Below are 23,189 nucleotides of genomic sequence, written 5' to 3'. Positions count from 1 at the left end.
TAATATTTTCCTACAAAAAGACGTTTGGAGCTTTGACAAAACAAGGTAATAATGTGCAGTTACATTTTCTGACTGAATTGAACCTGAACTTATGTCCCATATTTCTGTATTACTACATGAAACTGTTGATGCACTCCTTGCTGACCGAAATACAGGAATCTATATTGATGGGACTTTTGGACGTGGTGGTCATACCCGATTATTATTGTCTAAGTTAGATGAAAATTCACAAGTTTTTGCTTTTGATAAAGACCCACAAGCTTTGGCTGTGGGTGCTGAACTTGAACAACAAGATCCGAGATTTAAAATCATTCACGCAAGCTTTGCTGACTTACAACAAGAACTACAACAACGTGGCATTGATCAGGTCGATGGTGTTATGGCAGATTTGGGCGTGTCTTCACCGCAACTTGATCAGGCAGAACGTGGTTTTAGCTTTATGAAAGATGGACCTTTGGATATGCGGATGGATAATTCACAAGGTCAAACTGCGGCTGAATGGTTGGTCGATGTGGATGAAGAACATTTAGCTAATGTCATTTTTCAGTATGGTGAAGAGCGTTATAGTCGTCGTATTGCCAAAGCGATTAAACAGGCGGGATATATTGAAACTACAGCACAGTTGGCTGAAATCGTGAAAGTTGCTCACCCGAAATGGGAAAAAAATAAACATGCTGCAACACGTACTTTCCAAGCGATTCGGATTGAAATCAATAAAGAGCTGGATGATGTGCATGCTTTCTTACCTCAAGCAGTTGAGGTATTAAAAGCGCATGGACGTTTAGCGGTGATTAGTTTTCATTCTTTAGAAGATCGAATTATTAAACAGTTTATACAAAAAGAATCGACCTTAGCAGAGGATAATGGTTGGGGCTTACCTCAAAAAGTGCAAGATACTCGTCGTTTGAAAAAAATTGATCGTGTGCGTGCAAGTGAAGCTGAAGTGAAGGAAAATCCACGTTCACGCAGTGCTTGGCTTCGTGTCGCAGAACGCTTAGAACAGAAAGGCGCAGAATGAAAGAAGAAATTGTAGAAGAGCGAAACAACCGACTGGCCGTAAAAAAAGCAATATTTTATGCTGCGTTGTTGTTGTTGGTATTAGGCAGTGCATTTATGGTGGTGCTGCAAGTTTTTGCTTATCGGCATGATTTCCGAGAACTAAATGGTTATATGCGTGAAAGAGAAACCATTAATGCAGAATGGGGGCGTTTGTTAATTGAGCAACAAACCTTTGGTGCAACCGCACAGATTGGTACACGTGCTGTGACGCAACTTCGTATGTATTCACCACCCGCAGCGCAAACCGTGGTGATTTCATTACCGTCTGAAACTGAGCAAAAGAAATAGGCAAGCTGTATGGTAGATAAGCAAAATAAAGCAACGCGTCAGCCGAGAAAAAAACAGCAGTCTGTTTCCGCAAAACCTTCTATTGCTGTAGATATGTGGCGTTATTACCTAATGTGGGGCGTGGTGTTATTGTGCTTCATTATGTTGGTGGGGCGTGCTTTTTATGTGCAAGTGATCAATAAAGACTTTTTGCAAAACAAAGCCAATGCCAATATTTTGCGCACTGAAAAACTCAAAGCCATGCGTGGCGTGATCAGTGATCGTCATGGTGTCCCTTTGGCAATCAGTACCCCCATCATGAAAGTAGTGATTGATCCACGTGAGTATTTTGAAACCAAAGCCCAGTTTGAAAAAATCACAGAAGAATTAAAGAAAACACCTGAAAGTCGTAAATTAAAACGTCAATTGCCAGATGAAAATTTAAATTTAGATGAATTGGCAGATGCTGTTGGTATTGATCGTGCAGATTTAAAGAAAAAACTGGCTGAGCGTCCACGTTCACGTTATTTGGTATTGAAAAAAGAAGTACCTCCACCGCAAGCAGATATTATTACCAAGCGTAAATTTGCGGGTGTTTATTCTGAGAAAATGTATAAACGTTATTATCCACAGCCACAACCCAATGCACAGATTATTGGCTTGACCAATAGTGAAGGCACAGGGATTGAAGGCTTGGAAATGCAGCTTAATACCCGTTTGGCAGGTGAAGATGGCGAGCAAAAAATTTCTCGTGACAAACATGGTAATCGTATTGCTACACCAGAAGTTATTAAAGAAGTAACACCGGGTGAAAATGTGACGCTGAGTATCGACTCGCGTTTGCAATATATTATGTACCGTGAGTTGACTGCAGTCGGTGTTGCCAATAATGCACGTTCTGCATCTGCAATCGCTGTAGATGTCAAAACAGGTGAAATTTTGGCAATGGGGAGTTGGCCTTCCTACAATCCAAATGATAAAAATGGCTTAAAAAACAAAGATGCCATGCGTAACCGTGGTGCAATTGACATGTTTGAACCGGGTTCAACCATGAAACCATTTACAGTTGCTGCAGGCTTAGAAAGTGGTAAATACACACCAAATTCGATCATTAATACCAGCCCAGGAACAATGCGTTTAGGTTCACATACCATTCGTGATACGCATAACTATGGCTCATTAACAGTGACTGGTGTGATTATCAAATCCTCGAACGTGGGTTCTGCGAAAATTGCACTTTCTTTACCGAAAGAAGCCCTACCAAGTTTCTTTAGAAAAGTCGGTTTTGGTCAACGCTCTGCGGTGAAATTTCCTGGTGAAAGTAGTGGTTTGGTATTACCACCGAATAAGTTGAATTCATCGCAAATTGGTACGATGGCGTACGGTTATGGTCTCAATGCCACGATTTTACAGTTGGCACAAGGCTATGCGATGTTGGCAAATCATGGGGTAGAATATCCACTTAGTTTGTATAAACTTGAAGATCAGCCGAAAGGAAAACAAGTATTAGAGCCAAAAATCGCAGATGATGTCTTACTGATGCTCGAGCAAGTGACGATGCCGGGTGGTACAGCGCGTCAAGCCAATATTCCGGGTTATCGTGTTGGGGGTAAAACAGGGACAGCACATAAACTACGCCCTGACCATAAAGGTTATTCAAATACCGAATATCGTGCGTTGTTTGCAGGTGTTGCCCCAATTAGCGACCCACGTTTAGCGATTATTGTCGTAGTAGAAAATCCACGTGGACAATATTATGGTGGTTTGGTTGCCGCTCCTGTCTTTGCAAAAATTATGCAAGAATCTTTACGTTTAATGAACGTGCCGCTTGATAAACCTCTCGATTCTGTAAATCCATCCAAATAGGTGAATGATGACGATCCATTTTCAAGACATTTATCCCGTCGACAATCCCCAAACTTGGATGGCAGCGCCATTTCAAGGCTTTTGTTTAGATAGTCGAGCAGTCACTACAGGGCAAATTTTTATTGCCCTGAATAGCTTTTCACAACCTGAAAAAATTTTGCAATTTGCCCAGTCTGCGCTAGAAAAAGGGGCTTTGGCTGTGATCAGTGAATCTGATTTAGCTTTGGAAAAGAGTTGGACATGTCCTGATGTGCGTCATCTCATGGGACAGTGGCAGAAACAATATTTAGCGGCAACACAACCAGTAGCAGCTGCACGTGTACTGGCTGTGACAGGCACCAATGGTAAAACAACCATTTCACGTTTGGTTGCAGAGTTGTTAATGCTCAAAGGTCGTAAATGTGCCGTGATGGGAACAACAGGTAACGGCATTTTGCCGAATCTTGAAGCATCTTCGCATACCACTTTGGATGCGTTGCATTTACAAAATTTGTTGCATGAGTTTGCGCAAAATGGTGCTGAGTTTGCATCAATTGAAGCCAGTTCGCATGGATTAGAGCAAGGGCGTTTGAATGGTGCAGGTATTGAAATCGCTGCATACAGTAATTTGAGTCGTGATCATTTGGATTATCACGGTACGCTTGAGGCGTATGCCGAAGCTAAATCTCAGCTATTTAAATTTCCAAGTTTAAAAGTGGCGATCATCAATGTAGATGATGCACATGCCGATATCATGCTTAATGCTGCAAGTAGCAATCAATCGCATCCTAAAGTATTAACCTATTCCACCTCAAAAGCTGCGGATTATCAAGTTTTTGGTATTCAGTACAGTTTGGAAGGCGCAAGCTTCCATTTAAAAACTGAAAAAGGCGAATATACCGTTAATAGTCCTTTGCTGGGGCATTTTAATATTGAAAATCTACTTGCCAGTTTGATCATGGTTGAGCAGGCAGGTTATGACTTGGCAGAGTTAATCGCACTTGTACCGAAGTTAAAGGGTGCGCCGGGACGTATGCAGGTGATTCGTGATGAAGATCGCTTGTTTGTGGTGGACTATGCACATACACCAGATGCATTAACCCAAGTGTTAAAAACTTTAAAACGCCATGTTGAAAATCAACTATGGGCGGTGTTTGGTTGCGGTGGTGATCGTGATCGGGGGAAACGTCCGCTGATGACTAAAGCTGCCTTAGAGCAAGCAGATCCTGTATTGATGACTTCGGATAATCCACGAACTGAAGATCCTGCACAAATCTTTGCAGACATGAAACGTGATGTAAATTTTGAAGAACATCATGTCAAAGAAATTCATGATCGCCGAGAAGCGATTAAATATGCGGTCAAACATGCACAATCTGGCGATATTGTGGTGATTGCAGGAAAAGGTCATGAAAACTATCAAGAAATTGATGGGGTGCGCCATTGGTTTGATGATGTCGTAGAAGTGCAATCAGCCATCGATGCACAACATCATAAACCTCATTCAGCATACCCAGCGCAGTAGGAAGAACAGATGCACACCTCAACAACCAGTACTGTGCCATTGGAACCATGGTCAGCAGCACAACTTGCTGAAGCAACACAGGGTTATTGGTATTTAGATAAAGCACCGCAAAGTGACATTAAACGTATCTTGACGGATTCACGTCATGCTGAATTGGGTGATGCCTTTTTAGCACTGAAAGGTGAGCGTTTTGACGCACATGATTTTTTGGCACAGGTGGCTAAAAATGGTTGCCAAGTTGCTATCGTGAGCCATCCGATTGATGTAGATATATGCCAACTTGTGGTTGCGGATACACGATTAGCTTTAGGGCACTTAGGGGCTTATCGTCGTGCGCAAAACTCACAGCTTAAAGTGATTGCACTGACAGGTAGTAGTGGTAAAACCACAACCAAAGAAATGCTAGGTAGTATTTTAGCGCGTTTAGCACCGACCTTGATCACGCGTGGCAATCTCAACAATGATTTGGGCGTGCCGATGATGTTGCTTGAACTTCGTGCTGAGCATCAATATGCGGTGATGGAGTTAGGTGCAAGTCATCAAGGTGAAATTGATTACACATCCAACTTGGTTCAACCGCATGTTGCAGGCATTTTAAATATCGGCACAGCGCATTTGGGTGAGTTTGGTGGGCGTGAGGGTATTTGTCGTGCCAAATCTGAAATTTATGCACATATTGCTCCAAATGGCACTTCAATTGTGCCTGCCCAAGACGATTTTAGCGATAGTATTCGCCAAGCTGTAAGGACTGAACAGGTATTAAGTTTTGGTCAGGGGGGGGATGTATTCGCAGCAGATATTCAATTACATGCCCAATCTGCAACTTTTACGCTTAATACGCCTCAAGGTTCAAAAGCTGTAAATTTACCTTTTGCAGGTGAGCACAATGTGCATAATGCCGAGGCAGCAACTGCTTTTGCATTGGCAATCGGTGTGGCTTTGGATGATATTGTCATCGGGCTTGAGCAAGCGCAAGGTGCAAAAGGTCGTTTGAATTTTATTCAAAAAGACAATTATTTGTTTATTGATGATACCTATAATGCCAACCCAACTTCGATGCGTGCTGCTGCTGAGGTTTTAGCACAGCAACAAGGCATCAAAGTGATGGTGATGGGAGATATAGGTGAATTAGGTCAAACAGCGGCACAACAACACTATATGTTAGGTCGAGATCTGGTTTCAGTTAAAGGAATTAACTTTGTGGTTGCTGTGGGTGAGTTTGCTCCTGCAGTGCAAGAGGGGGCAAGAAGCACCCAATATGGTAAAAAAATGCAAGCCTTTCTTACACAAGCGCAAGCATTACCACTTTTAATGAGTTTAATTGAGACACATCAACCGCAGTCCATGAGTTTCCTATTTAAAGGTTCTCGTTATACCCATATGGAAACGTTGATGGCTGAATTGATGGAGAAAATTTAATGCTGTTTTGGTTATTTCAACATTTGGCAGGCTATGAAAATGCCTTTCAAGTGGTTCGGTATTTGTCTTTACGTGCCTTGCTTAGTGTCTTAACTGCATTGGCAATTGGTTGGGCTTTGGGGCCCATGATGATTCGTAAATTACAAGCCTTAAAATATGGTCAAGCAGTCAGTTCATTTGCACCAGAAAACCATGCCAAGAAAATGGGTACACCTACAATGGGTGGGATTTTAATTCTACTTTCCATTGGTATCAGTACTTTGCTTTGGGCAGATTTATCCAATCCTTATGTGTGGATTGTACTGGGGGTGATGGTGATCTTTGGTGCAGTCGGTTGGGCGGATGACTGGATCAAAGTCCGCTATAAAGATAATGCTGGCTTACCTGCCAAGAAGAAATTCTTTTGGACATCTGTCGGCTCATTGGGTGCAGGTATTGCGTTATATGTGATTGCAACACAACAAGGAAATCCTGAATATACAGCCAATATGTTAGATTTGTTGATTCCATTTTTTAAAAATCTCAGCATTCCATTATCCGCAATTCCTTTGGGTATAGGCTTTATCATTTTCACTTATTTGGTGATTAATGGTGGTTCAAATGCAGTGAATTTAACTGATGGTTTGGATGGTCTAGCGATCATGCCAATCGTTCTGGTTGCAGCAGGTCTGGGCGTGTTTGCTTATTTGGCGGGTGATGTTCGCTTTGCAAACTATCTACACATTCCCTATGTGAAATATACTTCAGAGCTGGTAATTATCTGTTCTGCCATGATCGGTGCGGGTTTGGCTTTCCTTTGGTATAACGCACATCCTGCACAAGTCTTTATGGGCGATGTCGGAGCATTATCATTGGGTGCGATGCTCGGTACGATTGCGGTGATGGTACGTCAAGAAATCGTATTTGCCATCATGGGCGGTGTATTTGTGGTTGAAGCCATTTCTGTATTCTTGCAAATCGGTTCACTGCGTATGCGTAATAAGCGTGTATTTCTCATGGCACCTTTACATCACCATTATGAGAAAAAAGGTTGGCGTGAAACCCAAGTGGTAATTCGTTTCTGGATTATCACAATTATGCTGGTAGTTTTGGGTCTAATGACTTTAAAATTACGTTAAGTAAAAAGTTGTTGAAAGAAGTCGACAGTTGTCGGCTTTTTTTATGACTTTGAAAATGAGTTTGGAGAAGGTTTTGAAACAAATCAGGAATGTGTTGATGTGCCCCGTGTGTCGTGAAGCACTCAGCTTAACTGAACGCACATGGCAATGTATCAACAATCATAGCTACGATGTTGCCAAACAAGGTTATGTCAACTTACATGTCGTACAGCACAAGCATAGTAAAAATCCGGGCGATACATCTGAGTCAGTACAAGCACGTCGTACATTTCTGAGTGGTGGATTTTATGCGCCATTACAGCAAGCTGTTGTAAATAAGATTCGTGGTTTACGCATTGAAAATCTACTGGATATTGGTTGTGGTGAAGGTTATTACACCGATGCCATGCAGCAAGAAGTCATGCAATGTGTGGGTGTGGATATTGCAAAAAATGCGGTGCAAGTTGCAGCAAAGTTAAATAAAGACGTCACTTGGGTGGTGGGAACAGGTGCAACTTTAGCTGTATTAGATCAGTCAATTGACTTATGTACGAGCTTATTTAGCCCAATTCCTCAAGATGAAATTTTGCGTGTATTAAAGCCAGAAGGTTATTTGATGGTGGTTACACCTGCACCGAATCATCTTTATGCCATGCGTGAAGCTTTATTTGATGAGGTCAATGCCCATGATCCACATAAGTTTGTGGAGCAGTTACAAACGCATTTTACATTGATTGAACAACCGATTATTGAGTCCACTTTTGAGCTTGATCAAGCCCAATTAAAAAACCTCATTGCGATGACTCCCTACGCATACAAAGCCAAACCTGAAAAACGACAAGCCCTTGAACAGCTTGAAAAAATCAATTTAACTGCGAGTTTTCAGATTTATCTATTTAAAAAGAACTGATTTTTAAATTCTTTTAAAAGCATTGGCTTTGAAATGAAAATAATAAGGTGCTTAAGTCCTCAAGATCTATAAAATATCTGCTTAAATTCTTAAGCACCTAAAAATAATAACAAGATACATCACATGGATTGAGTTCTATGCAGTGCATTGTGCATAAGGTGTATGATGTAAATTGTTGATTGAATCAGAAATCAATTTAAAAACCAAAGCAATAAAATAAGCTATAGAAGAAATTTACTTTTGATCAATATTGGCAATCACCATCTGAGCAGAAATATTTCCATTTTCGGCAGCTTTCCTATACCAATAGATTGCTTTGTCTACATCACGAGGGACTCCGTTTCCATACGCGTATAGCATACCGATATAGAGCTGTGCTTTAGCATAATTTTGTTCAGAAGCTTTTAAGTACCATTCCATTGCTTTTTGGTAGTTCTCCCTGACAGAATAAGATAGTCCCACATCATATTGGGCTTCAGGATCTCCTTGTAAAGCCGCCTTGGTTTCCCATTTTAATGCTTCATCTAGGTCCTGTGCGATTCCAAGTCGTCCCGATGCATAGGCGATTGCTAAATCTTTTTGTGCACGAACATTTCCCTTTTCAGCACACTCTTTTGTTAGTTTTAAATCAAGTTTGATTAAGCCATCGATAATCGCTGCTGTTCTATTTTCATCGTTTTGTGGGCATTGTTCTGCAAATACATTTTGTGCATTTAGAGATAAGTACATTATTAGAATAGTTTGAATCATCAGTTTCATTTATAAGATCTTCTTTTGTGTGAAAAGGGCTATATTATCATCGTTTAATATTATGGTATTTTGCACAATATTTATGAATTATTTATTAGAGAGCATTTGATTCATTTTGATAAATGGTTATTAGTCAAATATCTTGGTGAATTTTACTAAAAAACAGAAATTTTGCTAAAATTCTTTTATAAATATGCCTGAGCTTTTCTATGTCCAACCTCCCTTGTCCCTGTGGTTCATCTCTATACAGTGAATGTTGCCAACCTCTCCATCTAGGTCAGAAAAAAGCGGAAACTGCAGCACAACTCATGCGTTCACGTTATAGTGCATTTGCCAAACATGAAATTGATTATATTGTTAAAACCACTGCGCTTGGACAACAACACGCTTTAGATGTGCAAGCCATTGCAGATTGGAGTAAAGCCAATCAATGGCTGAAATTAGAAGTCGTACAAGCACAAGAAAAACTTGATAAAAATCATGCGCAAGTTGAATTTAAAGCACATTATGCAAATGCAAAAAATGCGGATCAATCTGTCCAAACTCATCACGAAGTTTCGCATTTTGTAAAACATGAAAATACATGGTATTTCCTTGATCCGACCACAAACCAGCAGATCACCATGAAACAAGCCTGTATTTGTGGTTCGGGTAAAAAATTTAAGCAATGTTGTGCACAATATCTGTAAACTTTTCATGCATTTTGACTTAGAATAGCGCGCATCTTTTACCCTCAGTGGATGAAGGGCAATGTTACTCACCGTTATTTACATTATCGCAATTACGGCAGAAGCCATGACTGGAGCATTATCCGCAGGACGGCGGAGTATGGACTGGTTTGGTGTGGTCTTGATTGCCTGTGTGACTGCGCTCGGTGGTGGCTCGGTCCGCGATGTATTACTTGGACATTATCCCTTAACTTGGGTAAAACATCCTGAATATTTAGTTTTGACTTGTTGTGCTGCATTTGTCACGATTATTATTGCCAAATGGATGAAGCACTTACATTCGATTTTCCTTTTGTTGGATGCTTTGGGGTTGATTGGTTTTACTATTATTGGTTGCCAAATCGCTATGCAAATGGGACAAGGTTTTGTCGTTTCTGCGGTTGCAGGTGTGTTGACTGGGGTATCAGGCGGTATTCTGCGTGATATTCTATGTAATGATGTACCTTTAGTTTTCCGCCGTGAACTGTATGCTTCAATTTCTTTTGTTGCCGTGATTTTCTATTGGTTCTGTATCAATGTTGGTTTATCACTGGAATTAACTGTCATTTCCACTTTAGTTTTTGGCTTTTCTTTACGTTGTATTGCGATTTATTTTGGTTTAGAAATGCCGAAATTTATCTATAAAGATGACGATGAACAATCCGCATCATCTAAAGATGAAACTTGATTTAGAATTTGAAAACGCTTAATTTTTAAATGAATAAAAACGAGATTCTGATATTTGAGAATGTCAGAGTCTGATCAAGAATGAATACAATTATAAATCACTGTTGTGAAAGCAGCATCTCCACTTTCACCTGATAGAGCTGTCATAGAGCACGATTATGGATTTAGTTTCACGCGTACAACGCTTACCCATTGGAAAATTTCACTATACTTTGCTGTGGGTGATTGGACTCGGTTGGATGTTCGATGCCATGGATACAGGATTGATTTCCTTTATCTTGACCAAAATGGCAGAAGAATGGCAAATGACGCCTTCAGAAAAAGGCTGGGTGGTGTCGATTGGTTTTGTCGGGATGGCAATTGGCGCGGTATTTTCAGGTGGATTGGCTGATCGGATTGGACGTCGAACGGTATTTGCGATTACTTTAGTGACCTATAGCATCGCGACTGCTTTATGTGCTTTTGCACCAAATTTAACGTGGTTACTCATTTTCCGCTTTATTGTTGGTTTAGGGCTTGGTGGTCAGTTGCCTGTGGCAGTGACTTTGGTCAGTGAATATATTCCTGCGCACGTTCGTGGTCGTTTTATTGTTTTACTGGAAAGTTTTTGGGGCTTAGGTTGGTTGGTTGCTGCCTTAATTTCCTATTTTGTGATTCCTGATTATGGTTGGCATATTGCATTTTTGATTGGTGGTTTGCCTGCAATTTATGTATTTATGATTTTGAAAAAAGTTCCTGAATCTGTCCCGTATCTGATTAATCGTGGACGTATCGAAGAAGCGCATGCTTTGGTTCAGAAATTGGAACGTCAGTGTGGCGTGGAAGTCATTGAAACCATTGAAGTCAAACCAGTAGCAGAAAAACAAAACATTTCATTTTCACAACTTTGGTCAAATCCTTTTGCCAAACGGACTTTGATGTTGTGGCTCATTTGGTTCGGGATCGTATTTTCCTACTATGGTATTTTTACGTGGTTACCAAGTTTACTGGTGAAACAAGGTTATAGCATTGTTCAGTCATTTGAATATGTACTCGGCATGATTTTGGCTCAATTGCCAGGTTATGTTGCTGCGGCATGGTTGGTAGAAAAGTTAGGACGTAAAGCAACGTTAGCTGGTTTTATTGGCATGTGTGCGGTATCGGCTTATTTCTTTGGGCAGGCAACTTCGGTCAGTATGATTATGTTCTGGGGTTGTTTAATGTCATTCTTTAATTTGGGGGCGTGGGGCGTTTTATATACTTACACACCTGAACAATATCCGACCAATATTCGTGCTTTTGGTTCGGGTTGGGCATCTGCGATCGGGCGTATGGGCGGGATTGTTGCGCCATTGGTGGTGACGCATATGATGGTTGCAAGTAATGGTTTTAGCGCAGTCTTTATGATGTTTACTGCTGTGCTTGTGGGCGTGGCCTTAGTGATCTTGATTTTGGGTGAAGAAACTAAAGGGAAGACTTTGGAAGAGATCGGACTTTAATTTTTAGCTTAAATATTTAATTGTGGATATGAGTTCATTTATAAAGGTTTGATGGAATTTTAAAGGATTTGATCTCATGCATTATTCACACGGGCAATTAAACTATCCAATTTATGCTTATGCCCAATCTTATGCAGATGGATATTTTGAAGATTTTCATCAACATGATCGTATTCAGTTGTTACATACATTATCAGGTGTGATCCATGTTCAAACTGAAGAAGGAATTTGGGTTATTCCGCCTTCAAAAGGGATTTGGATTCCTGAGTATAAGCAGCATTCGATTACAATTTATGGCACGGTAGAAGCAAGAGGTGTATTTGTTGAACCTCTTGCACGAGCTGATTTTAATTCACAATGCTGCGTGGTTGCGATTTCAAAATTATTGTCAGAGTTAATTAATCAAGCAACCATCATTCAAGATCAAATCTTACCTCATACAAGAAATGAACGTCTTTTGGCTTTGATTTTGGATGAATTAAGATTTTTGGAACAGATCCCCTTTCAATTACCTGAAGCCAAGTCAGTGCTTCTCAAAGATATTTGTGCACATATTAAAAAAGATTTATCTGCAACGCATTCTTTAGAGCAAATTGCAAAGCAATATTTTGTAAGTAAAAAAACAGTTTCCAGATTATTTCAAAAAGAAATGAACATGAATTTTACGGTATGGTTACGGCAAGCAAAACTGTTAAAAGCATTGACTGAACTTGAAATGAAAAAGCCAATATTAAATATTGCCTTAGATTTAGGGTATGAGAGTTCGAGTGCTTTTTCCTATATGTTTAAAAGAGAAATGGGGTTAACACCGAGTGAATATTTAAAACAAAAATTAGATTAAGTTGTCCTTTTTTATGTGTTGATTGTCTTTTAATCGAAAGAAAGACAAAAAATGGTATTGCATGATGATCTTGAGCATAATGTCGAGATTAGATCATGTTAAATCATCCACAAAATAAATATCGTCCATTTGAGTTTCGGGCATTTCCAGAAAGAACATGGCCCAATAAAAAAATCACACAAGCACCAATTTGGTGTTCTACAGACTTAAGGGATGGTAATCAAGCTTTAGCAAATCCAATGGATCATGATCGAAAATTAAAATTTTTCCAATTGTTGTTGAAGTGCGGATTTAAACAGATCGAGGTCGCATTTCCTGCTGCATCTGATACAGATTTTAATTTTGTTCGCTATTTGATTGAGTATCACCAGATTCCAGAAGATGTCAGTATCCAAGTAATGACACAGGCAAGAGAGGATTTGATTGAGCAAACTTTTCAGTCATTAATAGGAGTAAAGCAGGCCATTGTGCATGTCTATAATGCCACGGCTGAGGTTTTTCGACGTGTGGTTTTTCAAAAGAGCAAACAAGAGGTGATTGATCTTGCAGTTGCTTCGACAAAACAGATAAAAGCCTTGTGTGAACAGTATCCTGAAACAAAGTGGACGTATCAATATTCGCCTGAAACATTTTGTTTTACTGAAATTGAATTTGTGTTGGAAATATGTGAAGCCGTTGCAGATATCTGGCAGCCCGATCAAGATCATCCGATGATCATTAATTTGCCTACAACGGTAGAAGTCAGTACACCAAATATTTTTGCAGATCAAATTGAATATTTTTGTCAGAATTTTTCCAAAAGAGCGCAAGTATGTATTAGTGTTCATCCTCATAATGATCGGGGTACAGGTGTTGCAACGGCTGAATTAGCTCTGCTTGCAGGTGCTGATCGGATTGAAGGATGTTTGTTTGGCAATGGTGAACGAACAGGGAATGTAGATTTGGTGAATATTGCTTTAAATATGTATTCACAAGGACTTGCACCACAGTTGGATTTTTCAAATATTCAAAAAATTGCAGATATTGTTAAAATGTGTAATGAACTGCCAATTCATCCAAGGCATCCTTATGTCGGTGAGTTAGTATTCACAGCTTTTTCAGGTAGCCATCAAGATGCAATAAAGAAAGGTTTTCAAGCTCGAGAAACACAAGAGCATACATTTTGGGAGGTGCCTTATTTGCCCATTGACCCTGTAGATCTGGGGTGTAATTATGAAGCGGTCATTCGTGTAAACAGTCAGTCAGGAAAGAGTGGTGCAGCGTGGATTTTACAGCAGAATCATGGCGTAGATTTACCTCGAAATTTACAAAAAGATTTCAGTCAAGTCATACAGAAGATAACTGATCGTGAAAACCGAGAGCTATCGCATGCTGAAATTTGGAAGATATTTTTAAAAAAATATGTTGTGATGCCTGTTAAAAAAGAAATAAAACTCACAAACTATCAATCTAATAAGCATAATGATGTGTATGATATGAAGATATCATTAGAGCTAAAAAATGAGTCATTTTCGTTGATAGGAACGGGTAATGGATTACTCTCAGCAACCGTAGATGCACTTAATAAAAGATGGTCATATAACATTACTATCGCAGAGTATATTGAACATACATTAGGTGAACACAGTGGTAGTCGTTCGATTGGCTATATTCGTTGTATTGATCAAAATAGTGCGAGTTTTTGGGGCGTAGCGATTGATACAGATATTGCGACAGCTTCTATTCAAGCATTGCTCAATGCCTTCTCACAGTTTTATCATGCTGATTAGATAAAAGTTTTAACTTTGCAATAGTTTAGTATTGATATTCATAAATAGATATTATTTAAGAGTCCAATCTCAATAAGTTGGACGCTTAAATAGCATATGTCGCATTCAAACATTATGAAAGTGAGAATGATGTTTGGTTTCTTTAAAATAACTAGTTGCTCATTTTTCTAAAACTGGATAATTTTACAACGCTAGATTTGGCAAAAGACGCAAATTGTCGCAGAGTTACAAGACAGCCCCTTGTGTCATTTGTGCATGCGACTTAGCATAAGAACATAGAGATATAAATTTTTAGAACGTATTTATTTAGGAAAAAAGGTTGTTATGACAAGCCTTGCGCATCATGCGACAGAAAACCGTTCAGTAGCAGAATTTACCGAACAAGCTTACCTCAACTATGCTATGTACGTGATTATGGATCGGGCATTGCCGCATATCAGTGATGGTTTAAAACCTGTACAGCGCCGTATCGTCTATGCGATGAGCGAGTTGGGTTTAAAAAATAGTGGTAAACCCAAAAAATCTGCCCGTACGGTCGGTGATGTACTTGGTAAATATCATCCGCATGGTGACTCAGCCTGTTATGAGGCAATGGTGCTGATGGCACAACCTTTTAGCTATCGTTATCCGTTTATTGAAGGGCAAGGCAACTGGGGTTCACCCGATGATCCTAAATCATTTGCAGCAATGCGTTATACCGAAGCCAAGTTATCCCAATACAGTGAAGTACTATTGTCCGAACTTGGGCAAGGAACTTGTGACTGGCAAGACAACTTTGATGGCTCATTAAAAGAACCTGTGCATTTGCCTGCGCGTGTACCGAATATTTTACTCAATGGTACGACAGGCATTGCAGTGGGAATGGCAACGGATATTCCACCGCATAATTTACGTGAAGTGGTAAAAGGGACGATCGCCCTTATTCGTAATCCAAACTTAACAGATGAAAAAGTTGCCGAATATATTCCTGCACCCGATTTACCTACCAAAGCAGAAATTATTACGCCACCAGAAGAATTATTAAAACTACAAATCACAGGTCGTGGTAGTTATCGTACACGGGCGATTTATACGATTGAAAAAAATGAAATTGTGATCACTGAATTGCCTTATCAAGTGTCAGGCTCAAAAGTCATCACGCAAATTGCAGATCAGATGCAAGCCAAAAAATTGCCCTTAGTCAGTGACTTACGTGATGAGTCTGATCACCAAAATCCGACACGGTTAGTGATTGTACTACGTTCAAATCGTATTGATGCTGAAGCAGTGATGAGCCATTTATTCGCAACGACAGACTTAGAGTCGAGCTATCGTGTCAATATGAACATGATCGGTGCGGATGGTCGCCCACAAGTGAAGTCAATCCGTAAAATTTTATTAGAATGGATTGAGATTCGTAAACATACTGTCACACGTCGTCTGCAATATCATCTCAATAAAATTGAAAAGCGTCTGCATATTTTGGCAGGTTTGATTATTGCTTATCTGAATATTGATGAAGTGATTCGTATTATTCGTGAGGAAGAGCAGCCGAAGCCTGTATTGATGCAGCATTTTCATATTGATGAAATACAAGCCGAAGCTATTTTGGAACTCAAGTTACGCCATTTGGCAAAACTTGAAGAAATGGAAATGCGTCGTGAGCAAGAGGAACTTGAAGCACGTGCAGCGGTGATTCGGGAACAATTGGAAAATCCAGAATCATTGAAAAACTTGATTATTTCTGAACTAAAAGACGATGCGAAGAAGTTTGGCGATGATCGTCGTTCGCCAATCGTACAACGTGCTGAAGCGCATGCGATCAAAGAGCAAGACTTGATGCCTGCTGATCCTGTTACCGTTGTTTTGTCCGAAGCAGGTTGGATTCGTTCTGCCAAAGGGCATGAGGTGGATGCTGAAAACTTGAATTTCCGAGCAGGTGATCAGTATTTAAGTCATGCACAAGGCAAGTCTAATCAAAAAGTCTATATTTTAGATGAAACAGGGCGTAGTTATGCACTTGCGATTAATAGCTTGCCATCGGCACGTGGTTTGGGTGAGCCGTTAAGCTCGAAACTTTCACCAGCCAATGGTGTAGGTTTTATTCAAGTCTTGGTTGAAGACGATGAGGCTGAAATCATTGTGGCAAGTAGCGTAGGTTATGGTTTTAAATCGCAAGCCAAGCAACTCGATACCAATGCCAAAGCAGGTAAATCTTTCCTGACGGTTGCAGTAGGAGCGAAAGCTTTAAATGTACAAGTGGTGCAGCAACATACGCATTTAGCGATATTGAGCAGTGCAGGACGTTTGTTATTGCTAGATTTGTCAGAATTACCAACTTTAAATAAAGGTAAAGGTAATAAATTGATACAACTTGAAGCAAAAGAACAAATATTATCCATGACAACTTTTAGTTTAAATGAGACGATTCAACTGCTTGCAGGGCAGCAACAATTGAAGCTCAAAGGCGATGATTTGCAAAAGTATATTGGCAAGCGTGCGTCGAAGGGGCAACTCTTACCACGTGGATATCAAAAAGCAAATAGACTGTTGATTCATAGATAAAACTAGCATCCATTGTCAAAAATACGTTATATATATGCTGTGTATTCGTGAAAATGGATGCGATATTAAGCACAACAAGCCAAAAAACTATGCTTAATATAGAGAAAAACAGCTTAAAACTAAGGATTACTGATTGGAGAATATGGCATTATGGAAAAGATTTGGTACGCAGAATATCAAAAAACAGGCATTCCTGAGACTGTAGAATTGCCACAGGAAAATACATCGCTTATTGATATTTTTGAGCGTAATTTCCAAAAATTTGGTTCACGTGATGCATTTATCTTTATGGATAAAACGTTGTCATTTAGTGAATTAGAACTTGCTAGCCGTAAATTTGCCACATATCTTCAAAGTTTAGGCTTGGCAAAAGGCAGTCGTGTTGCAGTGATGATGCCGAACGTACTGCAATATCCTGTTGTTGCTTTGGGTGTGTTTAGAGCAGGTTTGGTTCTCGTGAACGTCAATCCGCTTTATACAGCACGTGAGCTTGAACATCAGTTAAATGATTCGGGTACAGAAGCTTTGGTGATTATTGAAAACTTTGCTTCTGTTTATCAAACGATCATGGGTAAAACCCCAGTGAAGCATGTCATCGTTGCATCCGTTGGTGACATGTTAGGGACATTGAAAGGAACATTGGTGAACTTTGTTTTACGTTCAGTGCGTAAACAAATTCCTGCTTGGAACATTCCGGGGCATATTAAATTTAATGCTGCAATGTCAAAAGTCAGTGCCAATAACTATAAACGTCCAACCATGACTTTGAGCGATACTGCGGTATTACAATATACGGGTGGTACGACAGGTGTGTCGAAAGGTGCAGAGTTGACTCATCGCAACCTTGTTGCAAACTTAATGCAATGTGATGGCATTTTCCAAAGTAAATTTGGTAAAGGCGATGGCGCAAAAGATGATCGTATTTTCTGTGCTTTACCGCTTTATCATATTTTTGCATTTATGGTTTGTGCACTTTACGGTATGTACAAAGGTCAAGCAAATATCTTGATTCCAAACCCACGTGATCTTCCTGCTGTAATGAAAGAATTACGTAAATATCAGCCTGGTTTCTTCCCTGCGGTGAATACATTGTTTAATGCTTTGGTGCATAACGAAGAATTCCGTCAGCTTGATTTTAGTAAACTGAAAATGGCAATGGGCGGTGGTATGGCAGTTCTGCCTTCAACTGCTGAAGAATGGAAAAAAGTTACAGGTACTGTGATCATCGAAGGATATGGTCTATCTGAAACATCTCCAGTTGCAACCGCAAACCCACCTGCATCGGATGAATTCAGTGGCACGATTGGTATTCCATTACCATTGACTGATGTTGCAATTTTAGATGACGATGGCAATCACTTGGCACAAGGTGAGCAAGGCGAAATCTCGATTCGTGGTCCACAAGTGATGAAAGGCTATTGGAATCGTCCTGATGAAACCGAAAAAGTCATGACTGCGGATGGTTATTTCCGTACAGGCGATATCGGGATCATGAATGAACGTGGTTTCTTTAAAATCGTAGACCGTAAAAAAGATATGATCTTGGTGTCAGGTTTTAACGTTTATCCATCTGAAATCGAAGAAGTTATTGCGAAACATCCAAAAGTGCTTGAAGTGGCTGCAATTGGTGTTGCAGATGAAAAATCAGGTGAAGTGCCAAAACTATTTGTGGTGAAAAAAGATCCATCTTTAACCACTGAAGAAGTTTTAGCATACGCAAAAGAAAACTTAACAGGCTACAAACGCCCACGTTATGTTGAGTTTATGGATGAGCTACCAAAATCAAACGTAGGTAAAATCTTGCGTAAAGATTTACGTAAGTAATTGATTGAAAATATAGAAAAGCGCCATTCATTAGTGAATGGCGCTTTTTTTTCATTGTTTTTGTTTTTATATTGTATTTTATAGTTTAGTTCGATTGCTGACTTTTTAAATACCATTGATCAATATAAGGACGCCCATAACCAATAAGCGCAGTAAAGGTCAACATCGTCCCAAGCTGGCGACCAATTGCTGAAGATGGAAAACCTGAATAACTCAAATAAATATCAATCAAGCAATATCCAATGATAATCACAAACCACAGATATACATTCATTTTCTTGATACCAACGGCATAAAATGCGATCAGCAGCATCAGAAACGTACCGAGTGTGGATTGCCAATTAAAATTTGCACAAATCACACAGAGTAAAAATGCTGTAATAGGCAGTACAATTTTTAAAACACGATCAACCTGCTGCAATTGTTGACGTTGCTGCTCTAATACTGTGAGCAGATTTTGCTGATCCGAAGGCTGCATGCTTTCTCCATTACACAATTTTTGCAAAACGCTATACTTATCGAAAATTATAACAACATTGGCGTGTTATCATATTCAACTTGCAAATTTCATGAGAATAAATTCATGTCTGGGATAAATGGCATCATCTATTTAATTTTAACCGCCTGTTTATTGCCTTATGTATTTACCATTATTGCCAAGGCTGCAGGTGGTTTTAAAGCTAGAGATAATCAAAATCCACGTGAATTTTTAGCAAAAACAACAGGCTTGGCCGCACGTGCCAATGCAGCACAGCAGAATAGCTTTGAAAGCTTACCTTTATTTATTGCAGCAATTTTGATGGCAGAATACATGGTAGTACCGCAAGGTTTTATCATGATGATGGGAACTGCCTATATTGTCTTAAGAATAATTTATGGTCTGTGTTATCTGCTAAATCTGGCAACGTTACGCACAATCATTTGGTTTATGTCGATGGCATGTCCGATATTTTTATTGATTACGATTATTCGGATGCTTTAAAAACAAAATTTCCAATCTATAGCGTATTCAATTACATGATGCAAATTGTATAATCGTCAGCAGTTCGCTAAATAAAGCGTTATAATCGACCAGATTTTAAAATTGGTTTTCACTAAAAAGAGTATCCTATGAGCTATAGCAATATCCCTGCGGGTAAAGATGCACCAAATGACATCTATGTGATCATTGAAATTCCTGCAAATGCATCTCCAATCAAATATGAAGTAGATAAAGATTCTGATGCGTTATTTGTAGACCGTTTCATGGGTACTGCAATGTTCTATCCAGCAAACTACGGTTATGTACCAAATACATTGTCTGAAGATGGCGACCCATTAGACGTATTAGTAGTCACACCACATCCTTTGGTACATGGTTCAGTTATTCGTTGCCGCCCAGTGGGTAAATTGAACATGGAAGATGATGGTGGTATCGATGCGAAACTGGTTGCAGTACCGCACGAAAAATTAACACCGCTTTATAAAGATGTTCAAGAATATACCGATCTTCCACCATTATTGATCAACCAAATTGAACACTTCTTCCAACACTACAAAGATTTAGAGCCAGGTAAATGGGTTAAATTGACAGGTTGGGAAGGTTCTGAAGTGGCTAAAGCTGAAGTATTGAAATCAATCGAAGCTGCTAAAAAATAATTTGAATTGATTTCAAATTCAAATTCGATTGGGTGGTCAAATGATCACCCAATTTTTATGGAAAATAAAAACTAAAAGTATCTTATAAAAATTAAGGATTAATCCCTTCGGGATTGCGATACCAACTTTCAATAAACAATGCCGCAGCAATACTATCCGCAGCCAGTTTTTTTGCTCGACCTTGAGCTTGATAATGCTCAAGTTCATCTCGTGCTTCACGTGTTGTCAAACGCTCATCTACCATTAAGGTTTCAATATTGGTTTGATGACGTAAACGACGAGCAAATTTACGTGCACGTGTTGAAAGTTCAGACTCCGTATCATCCATATTTAAAGGTAAACCGACCAAAAACAGATTGGGTTGATGTTGTTTGACGATTTTGAGCAGTTCATCCCAATTCGGAATTCCATCCTTCATGGCAAATAAACTTAAAGGCGTCGCACTTTCAATCAATGATGAGCCAACTGCCATCCCCATTTTTTGCGTACCAAAATCAAAAGCTAAAATAAGTTGGGGTTGGGATAAATCAGGCATGTCCAATCTCAGAAGATAACCAAGTACGATCAATGCCTATTTTACGATAAGCCGCATCCCAGCGCTCGCCATAAGGTAAATTAAAAATTAAATCCATGTCTGAGTCACAAATCAGCCAGTCGCCACGCGCAATTTCATTTTCTAACTGGTTTTTTTCCCAACTGGCATATCCTAACGCAATTTGATAACGTCCAACCCCTTCATTATGTGCAATTGCATCTAGAATATCTTTACTGGTGGTGATGCAAATATTTTCGCCAACGGCAATAGAGGAGTGCCAAGTTGGTTGTCCAGTATGTAAGACAAAACCTGCTTCGGGGCGTAAAGGTCCACCTTGTAATACTTCATGTGGGTGAACGTGGTCTGCTTCAATTTCTAAATCGCTGAGTAACTCTTTAATTTGTAAGCCTGTAGGTCGATTGACAATGATTCCTTGTGCGCCGTCATCGTCATGTCGTGCAATATAAATCACCGTATGTGAAAAAAAATCATCCGTCATATCGGGTGGTGCAATTAGACAACGATGTTTTAAATATTGTTTAGTCACCGAAAGGCTGCTCCTTGTTCTTTAAAATATTAAAAAATTCTGAAATCATTTTAAAATACCATAACTTATTTATGCTATATTGGGGTAATTTTTCTAAAATAAATGAACAATCATATAAAAACTTGAAATAATTTACATGAGATAAAATATATTTTGCTGAATAATTAACCAAACAAAAGTATTTTTTACGCTGTAGCACTTCATTATATTCTGTACTTTAGCTTAATAAAAAGCCAATAAATATCTTTACTTAGAATAAATACTCTATTTTTTATTTAACTTTTTTAAATGAATAAGAAATGTAGATATTGAGTATGTAGGGTTTGTTTATTGAAACGAATTGTATAAATTTGTATTATTCACGTACTACAATTCTAAAATCTAACTTTTATGAAACGTTTTAATAACAAATTACTATTCATTTTATTGGCGACATCCGTAAATTCTCAAGCAGGGGTTTTTGGAAGTTATGACGATGAGGGGATGGCATTTAGAAGTAGTTTAAATGCAACAATGCCAACTTCATTTGCTGCAACACTTGATAAAAAAATGGATTCTAAAGATGCAATTTTGTATCACTTAGAAAAAGCACGTGTTTTGCAGGTCAATCAACAATACGAAGAAAGCAGTCAATTGTATAAAAAAGCTTTTGAGTTACTCGATAAGCAAAATAATCGAGCAAAGGTTAGTGCTTCACGTTTAGGTTTTAAAGCCTTGTCGATGTTAAGTAATGATTCAATCGTGCCTTATGATGTGCCTCCTTATGAACAAGTTTTGGCACATATTTCTCAAGCAAAAAACTATATTTATTTAAAAGATGCAGAGGCAGCAGGCGTTGAAATGCGTATTGCGCAGCGGATTCAACGTGAAATTGAAATTAATCACGAAAAAGAATTAGAAAAAAAATCTGAAAAAGAAAAAGCCAAGCAAGAAAATGCACAAGCGATGAATAATTTAGATGAAGCATTTTCTGGTTTAGATCCAATAGCAGGACGCATTAAAAACACCTATCAAAATGCCTATGCTTTTTACATGGCGGCAAACTTGTGGGAAGCATTGGGTGAATATAACGATGCATTGGTGGATTATAAAAAAGCTTATGAATTACAAGCTGACAGTAATATTGCAAAAGACGTACAGCGTTTAGATCGCATGGTAGCAAAGAGCAAAGATACTGTGCCTGTTGTGGTGTTTATTGAACAAGGCATTGTCCCAAAGAAAATTGAAAATAAATTAGTGATTCCTGTTCCAAATGGCATTGTTAATATCGCTTTTGCTACCTATGAGCCGAGTACCTATACCGTACCGCAGAGCTTACGTGTCCGTTTAGGCGAGCGTGAAGCACAGCAAAGTTTTGTACTGAATGATATTGGTGCGTTGGCTGTAAAAGAATTAAAAGAACGCACCACTGGTACTGTATCAAGTCAAATTATTCGTGCCACTACGAAGTTTGTTGCACAGCAACAATTAGGACAACATTTGGGGGCTTTGGGGCAGCTTGCAGGTAACTTAATGAACGTTGCCACAGAACGTGCAGATTTAAGAACATGGTCAACTTTGCCAAGTAATACGCAAATTGCACGTTTTGAAGTAAAACCAGGAAGTCATAATTTACAAATTTCAGGCAATGGCGCTATGAGTGACACCATTAAAGTAGATGCGAGTCCAAACCAGACTGTTTTTGTGTATGTCAATGATGTTAATAATAAAATTTCAACCAGTGTTAGTGCAATCAATCATTAATTAA

At 39.1% G+C, this 23,189-nt stretch carries 21 protein-coding genes; 17 read left to right on the top strand and 4 right to left on the bottom strand.

Features of this window, described 5'->3' with window-relative positions:
* Positions 1–91: 91 nt before the first annotated feature.
* The 7 genes from rsmH to HUS24_RS09255 all read left to right on the top strand — a co-directional run bounded on the left by rsmH (position 92) and on the right by HUS24_RS09255 (position 8,122).
* Positions 92–1,018 carry a 16S rRNA (cytosine(1402)-N(4))-methyltransferase RsmH gene (rsmH, locus tag HUS24_RS09285; RefSeq protein ID WP_173911774.1) on the top strand — a complete coding sequence of 309 codons (927 nt, stop codon included), beginning with the start codon at positions 92–94 and terminating at the stop codon, positions 1,016–1,018.
* On the top strand, positions 1,015–1,347 hold the full coding sequence (locus HUS24_RS09280; protein WP_173911773.1) for a cell division protein FtsL: 333 nt from the start codon (positions 1,015–1,017) through the stop codon (positions 1,345–1,347). The genes rsmH and HUS24_RS09280 overlap by 4 nt, the downstream gene beginning before the upstream one ends.
* A 9-nt stretch (positions 1,348–1,356) precedes the next feature.
* Positions 1,357–3,192: a penicillin-binding protein PBP3 gene (gene ftsI / locus HUS24_RS09275; RefSeq protein ID WP_173911772.1), complete on the top strand. Its 1,836-nt coding sequence runs from the start codon at positions 1,357–1,359 to the stop codon at positions 3,190–3,192.
* A 7-nt stretch (positions 3,193–3,199) separates the two neighbouring features.
* Complete coding sequence (locus HUS24_RS09270; protein ID WP_173912531.1) at positions 3,200–4,696, top strand: UDP-N-acetylmuramoyl-L-alanyl-D-glutamate--2,6-diaminopimelate ligase; 1,497 nt, start codon at positions 3,200–3,202, stop codon at positions 4,694–4,696.
* Positions 4,697–4,705: 9 nt separating this feature from the next.
* Positions 4,706–6,115, top strand: a complete 1,410-nt coding sequence (gene murF / locus HUS24_RS09265; protein ID WP_173911771.1) for a UDP-N-acetylmuramoyl-tripeptide--D-alanyl-D-alanine ligase — start codon at positions 4,706–4,708, stop codon at positions 6,113–6,115.
* Positions 6,115–7,233 (top strand): phospho-N-acetylmuramoyl-pentapeptide-transferase, encoded by a 1,119-nt coding sequence (mraY, locus tag HUS24_RS09260; protein ID WP_173911770.1) that lies wholly within the window; start codon positions 6,115–6,117, stop codon positions 7,231–7,233. Before murF ends, mraY begins: the two co-directional genes overlap by 1 nt.
* A 97-nt stretch (positions 7,234–7,330) precedes the next feature.
* Positions 7,331–8,122 carry a putative RNA methyltransferase gene (locus HUS24_RS09255; RefSeq protein WP_173912530.1) on the top strand — a complete coding sequence of 264 codons (792 nt, stop codon included), beginning with the start codon at positions 7,331–7,333 and terminating at the stop codon, positions 8,120–8,122.
* A gap of 234 nt (positions 8,123–8,356) precedes the next feature.
* On the opposite strand, the gene HUS24_RS09250 is transcribed toward HUS24_RS09255, so the two are convergent.
* Positions 8,357–8,881 (bottom strand): tetratricopeptide repeat protein, encoded by a 525-nt coding sequence (locus HUS24_RS09250; RefSeq protein WP_173911769.1) that lies wholly within the window; start codon positions 8,879–8,881, stop codon positions 8,357–8,359.
* Positions 8,882–9,081: 200 nt separating this feature from the next.
* Between HUS24_RS09250 and HUS24_RS09245 the strand changes: the two genes are divergently transcribed.
* From HUS24_RS09245 to HUS24_RS09215, 7 genes are all read left to right on the top strand, one after another.
* Complete coding sequence (locus tag HUS24_RS09245; protein WP_173911768.1) at positions 9,082–9,561, top strand: YchJ family protein; 480 nt, start codon at positions 9,082–9,084, stop codon at positions 9,559–9,561.
* Between the two features lie 61 nt (positions 9,562–9,622).
* A complete protein-coding gene (locus HUS24_RS09240; RefSeq protein ID WP_173911767.1) occupies positions 9,623–10,267 on the top strand; it encodes a trimeric intracellular cation channel family protein in 645 nt (214 codons plus the stop codon).
* A 157-nt stretch (positions 10,268–10,424) separates the two neighbouring features.
* Complete coding sequence (locus tag HUS24_RS09235; protein WP_173911766.1) at positions 10,425–11,744, top strand: MFS transporter; 1,320 nt, start codon at positions 10,425–10,427, stop codon at positions 11,742–11,744.
* Positions 11,745–11,820: 76 nt separating this feature from the next.
* Positions 11,821–12,585, top strand: coding sequence for a helix-turn-helix transcriptional regulator (locus HUS24_RS09230; protein WP_173911765.1), 765 nt, complete (start codon positions 11,821–11,823; stop codon positions 12,583–12,585).
* A 95-nt stretch (positions 12,586–12,680) separates the two neighbouring features.
* Positions 12,681–14,354 carry a 2-isopropylmalate synthase gene (gene leuA / locus HUS24_RS09225; RefSeq protein ID WP_173911764.1) on the top strand — a complete coding sequence of 558 codons (1,674 nt, stop codon included), beginning with the start codon at positions 12,681–12,683 and terminating at the stop codon, positions 14,352–14,354.
* A gap of 324 nt (positions 14,355–14,678) precedes the next feature.
* On the top strand, positions 14,679–16,898 hold the full coding sequence (gene parC / locus HUS24_RS09220) for a DNA topoisomerase IV subunit A (protein WP_173911763.1): 2,220 nt from the start codon (positions 14,679–14,681) through the stop codon (positions 16,896–16,898).
* 150 nt (positions 16,899–17,048) lie between these two features.
* Positions 17,049–18,722, top strand: a complete 1,674-nt coding sequence (locus HUS24_RS09215; RefSeq protein WP_173911762.1) for an AMP-binding protein — start codon at positions 17,049–17,051, stop codon at positions 18,720–18,722.
* Positions 18,723–18,807: 85 nt separating this feature from the next.
* On the opposite strand, the gene HUS24_RS09210 is transcribed toward HUS24_RS09215, so the two are convergent.
* Positions 18,808–19,200, bottom strand: a complete 393-nt coding sequence (locus tag HUS24_RS09210) for a hypothetical protein (RefSeq protein ID WP_173911761.1) — start codon at positions 19,198–19,200, stop codon at positions 18,808–18,810.
* A 105-nt stretch (positions 19,201–19,305) separates the two neighbouring features.
* On the opposite strand from HUS24_RS09210, the gene HUS24_RS09205 reads away from it, so the two are divergent.
* Positions 19,306–19,704, top strand: coding sequence for an MAPEG family protein (locus HUS24_RS09205; protein ID WP_173911760.1), 399 nt, complete (start codon positions 19,306–19,308; stop codon positions 19,702–19,704).
* 128 nt (positions 19,705–19,832) lie between these two features.
* Positions 19,833–20,360 (top strand): inorganic diphosphatase, encoded by a 528-nt coding sequence (gene ppa / locus HUS24_RS09200; RefSeq protein ID WP_065993797.1) that lies wholly within the window; start codon positions 19,833–19,835, stop codon positions 20,358–20,360.
* Positions 20,361–20,451: 91 nt separating this feature from the next.
* Here ppa and ruvX read toward each other — a convergent pair whose 3' ends face one another.
* Positions 20,452–20,895, bottom strand: a complete 444-nt coding sequence (gene ruvX / locus HUS24_RS09195) for a Holliday junction resolvase RuvX (protein ID WP_173911759.1) — start codon at positions 20,893–20,895, stop codon at positions 20,452–20,454.
* On the bottom strand, positions 20,888–21,442 hold the full coding sequence (locus HUS24_RS09190) for a YqgE/AlgH family protein (RefSeq protein WP_173911758.1): 555 nt from the start codon (positions 21,440–21,442) through the stop codon (positions 20,888–20,890). The genes ruvX and HUS24_RS09190 overlap by 8 nt, the downstream gene beginning before the upstream one ends.
* 390 nt (positions 21,443–21,832) lie before the next feature.
* On the opposite strand from HUS24_RS09190, the gene HUS24_RS09185 reads away from it, so the two are divergent.
* On the top strand, positions 21,833–23,185 hold the full coding sequence (locus HUS24_RS09185) for a COG3014 family protein (protein ID WP_173911757.1): 1,353 nt from the start codon (positions 21,833–21,835) through the stop codon (positions 23,183–23,185).
* Positions 23,186–23,189 lie beyond the last annotated feature (4 nt).

Origin of the sequence: Acinetobacter sp. Marseille-Q1618 (assembly GCF_902809855.1) — a bacterium.
Taxonomy (GTDB): Bacteria; Pseudomonadota; Gammaproteobacteria; order Pseudomonadales; family Moraxellaceae; genus Acinetobacter.
The sequence above is the reverse complement of the archived record's forward strand: the minus strand, read 5'-3'. Positions and strand labels throughout refer to the sequence as shown.

Bases quoted from the DNA above. Each gene is read 5' to 3' on its own strand.
- rsmH (WP_173911774.1), top strand. From the start codon at position 92: ATGTCCCATATTTCTGTATTACTACATGAAACTGTTGATGCACTCCTT.
- HUS24_RS09280 (WP_173911773.1), top strand. From the start codon at position 1,015: ATGAAAGAAGAAATTGTAGAAGAGCGAAACAACCGACTGGCCGTAAAA.
- ftsI (WP_173911772.1), top strand. From the start codon at position 1,357: ATGGTAGATAAGCAAAATAAAGCAACGCGTCAGCCGAGAAAAAAACAG.
- HUS24_RS09270 (WP_173912531.1), top strand. From the start codon at position 3,200: ATGACGATCCATTTTCAAGACATTTATCCCGTCGACAATCCCCAAACT.
- murF (WP_173911771.1), top strand. From the start codon at position 4,706: ATGCACACCTCAACAACCAGTACTGTGCCATTGGAACCATGGTCAGCA.
- mraY (WP_173911770.1), top strand. From the start codon at position 6,115: ATGCTGTTTTGGTTATTTCAACATTTGGCAGGCTATGAAAATGCCTTT.
- HUS24_RS09255 (WP_173912530.1), top strand. From the start codon at position 7,331: ATGTGCCCCGTGTGTCGTGAAGCACTCAGCTTAACTGAACGCACATGG.
- HUS24_RS09250 (WP_173911769.1), bottom strand. From the start codon at position 8,881: ATGAAACTGATGATTCAAACTATTCTAATAATGTACTTATCTCTAAAT.
- HUS24_RS09245 (WP_173911768.1), top strand. From the start codon at position 9,082: ATGTCCAACCTCCCTTGTCCCTGTGGTTCATCTCTATACAGTGAATGT.
- HUS24_RS09240 (WP_173911767.1), top strand. From the start codon at position 9,623: ATGTTACTCACCGTTATTTACATTATCGCAATTACGGCAGAAGCCATG.
- HUS24_RS09235 (WP_173911766.1), top strand. From the start codon at position 10,425: ATGGATTTAGTTTCACGCGTACAACGCTTACCCATTGGAAAATTTCAC.
- HUS24_RS09230 (WP_173911765.1), top strand. From the start codon at position 11,821: ATGCATTATTCACACGGGCAATTAAACTATCCAATTTATGCTTATGCC.
- leuA (WP_173911764.1), top strand. From the start codon at position 12,681: ATGTTAAATCATCCACAAAATAAATATCGTCCATTTGAGTTTCGGGCA.
- parC (WP_173911763.1), top strand. From the start codon at position 14,679: ATGACAAGCCTTGCGCATCATGCGACAGAAAACCGTTCAGTAGCAGAA.
- HUS24_RS09215 (WP_173911762.1), top strand. From the start codon at position 17,049: ATGGAAAAGATTTGGTACGCAGAATATCAAAAAACAGGCATTCCTGAG.
- HUS24_RS09210 (WP_173911761.1), bottom strand. From the start codon at position 19,200: ATGCAGCCTTCGGATCAGCAAAATCTGCTCACAGTATTAGAGCAGCAA.
- HUS24_RS09205 (WP_173911760.1), top strand. From the start codon at position 19,306: ATGTCTGGGATAAATGGCATCATCTATTTAATTTTAACCGCCTGTTTA.
- ppa (WP_065993797.1), top strand. From the start codon at position 19,833: ATGAGCTATAGCAATATCCCTGCGGGTAAAGATGCACCAAATGACATC.
- ruvX (WP_173911759.1), bottom strand. From the start codon at position 20,895: ATGCCTGATTTATCCCAACCCCAACTTATTTTAGCTTTTGATTTTGGT.
- HUS24_RS09185 (WP_173911757.1), top strand. From the start codon at position 21,833: ATGAAACGTTTTAATAACAAATTACTATTCATTTTATTGGCGACATCC.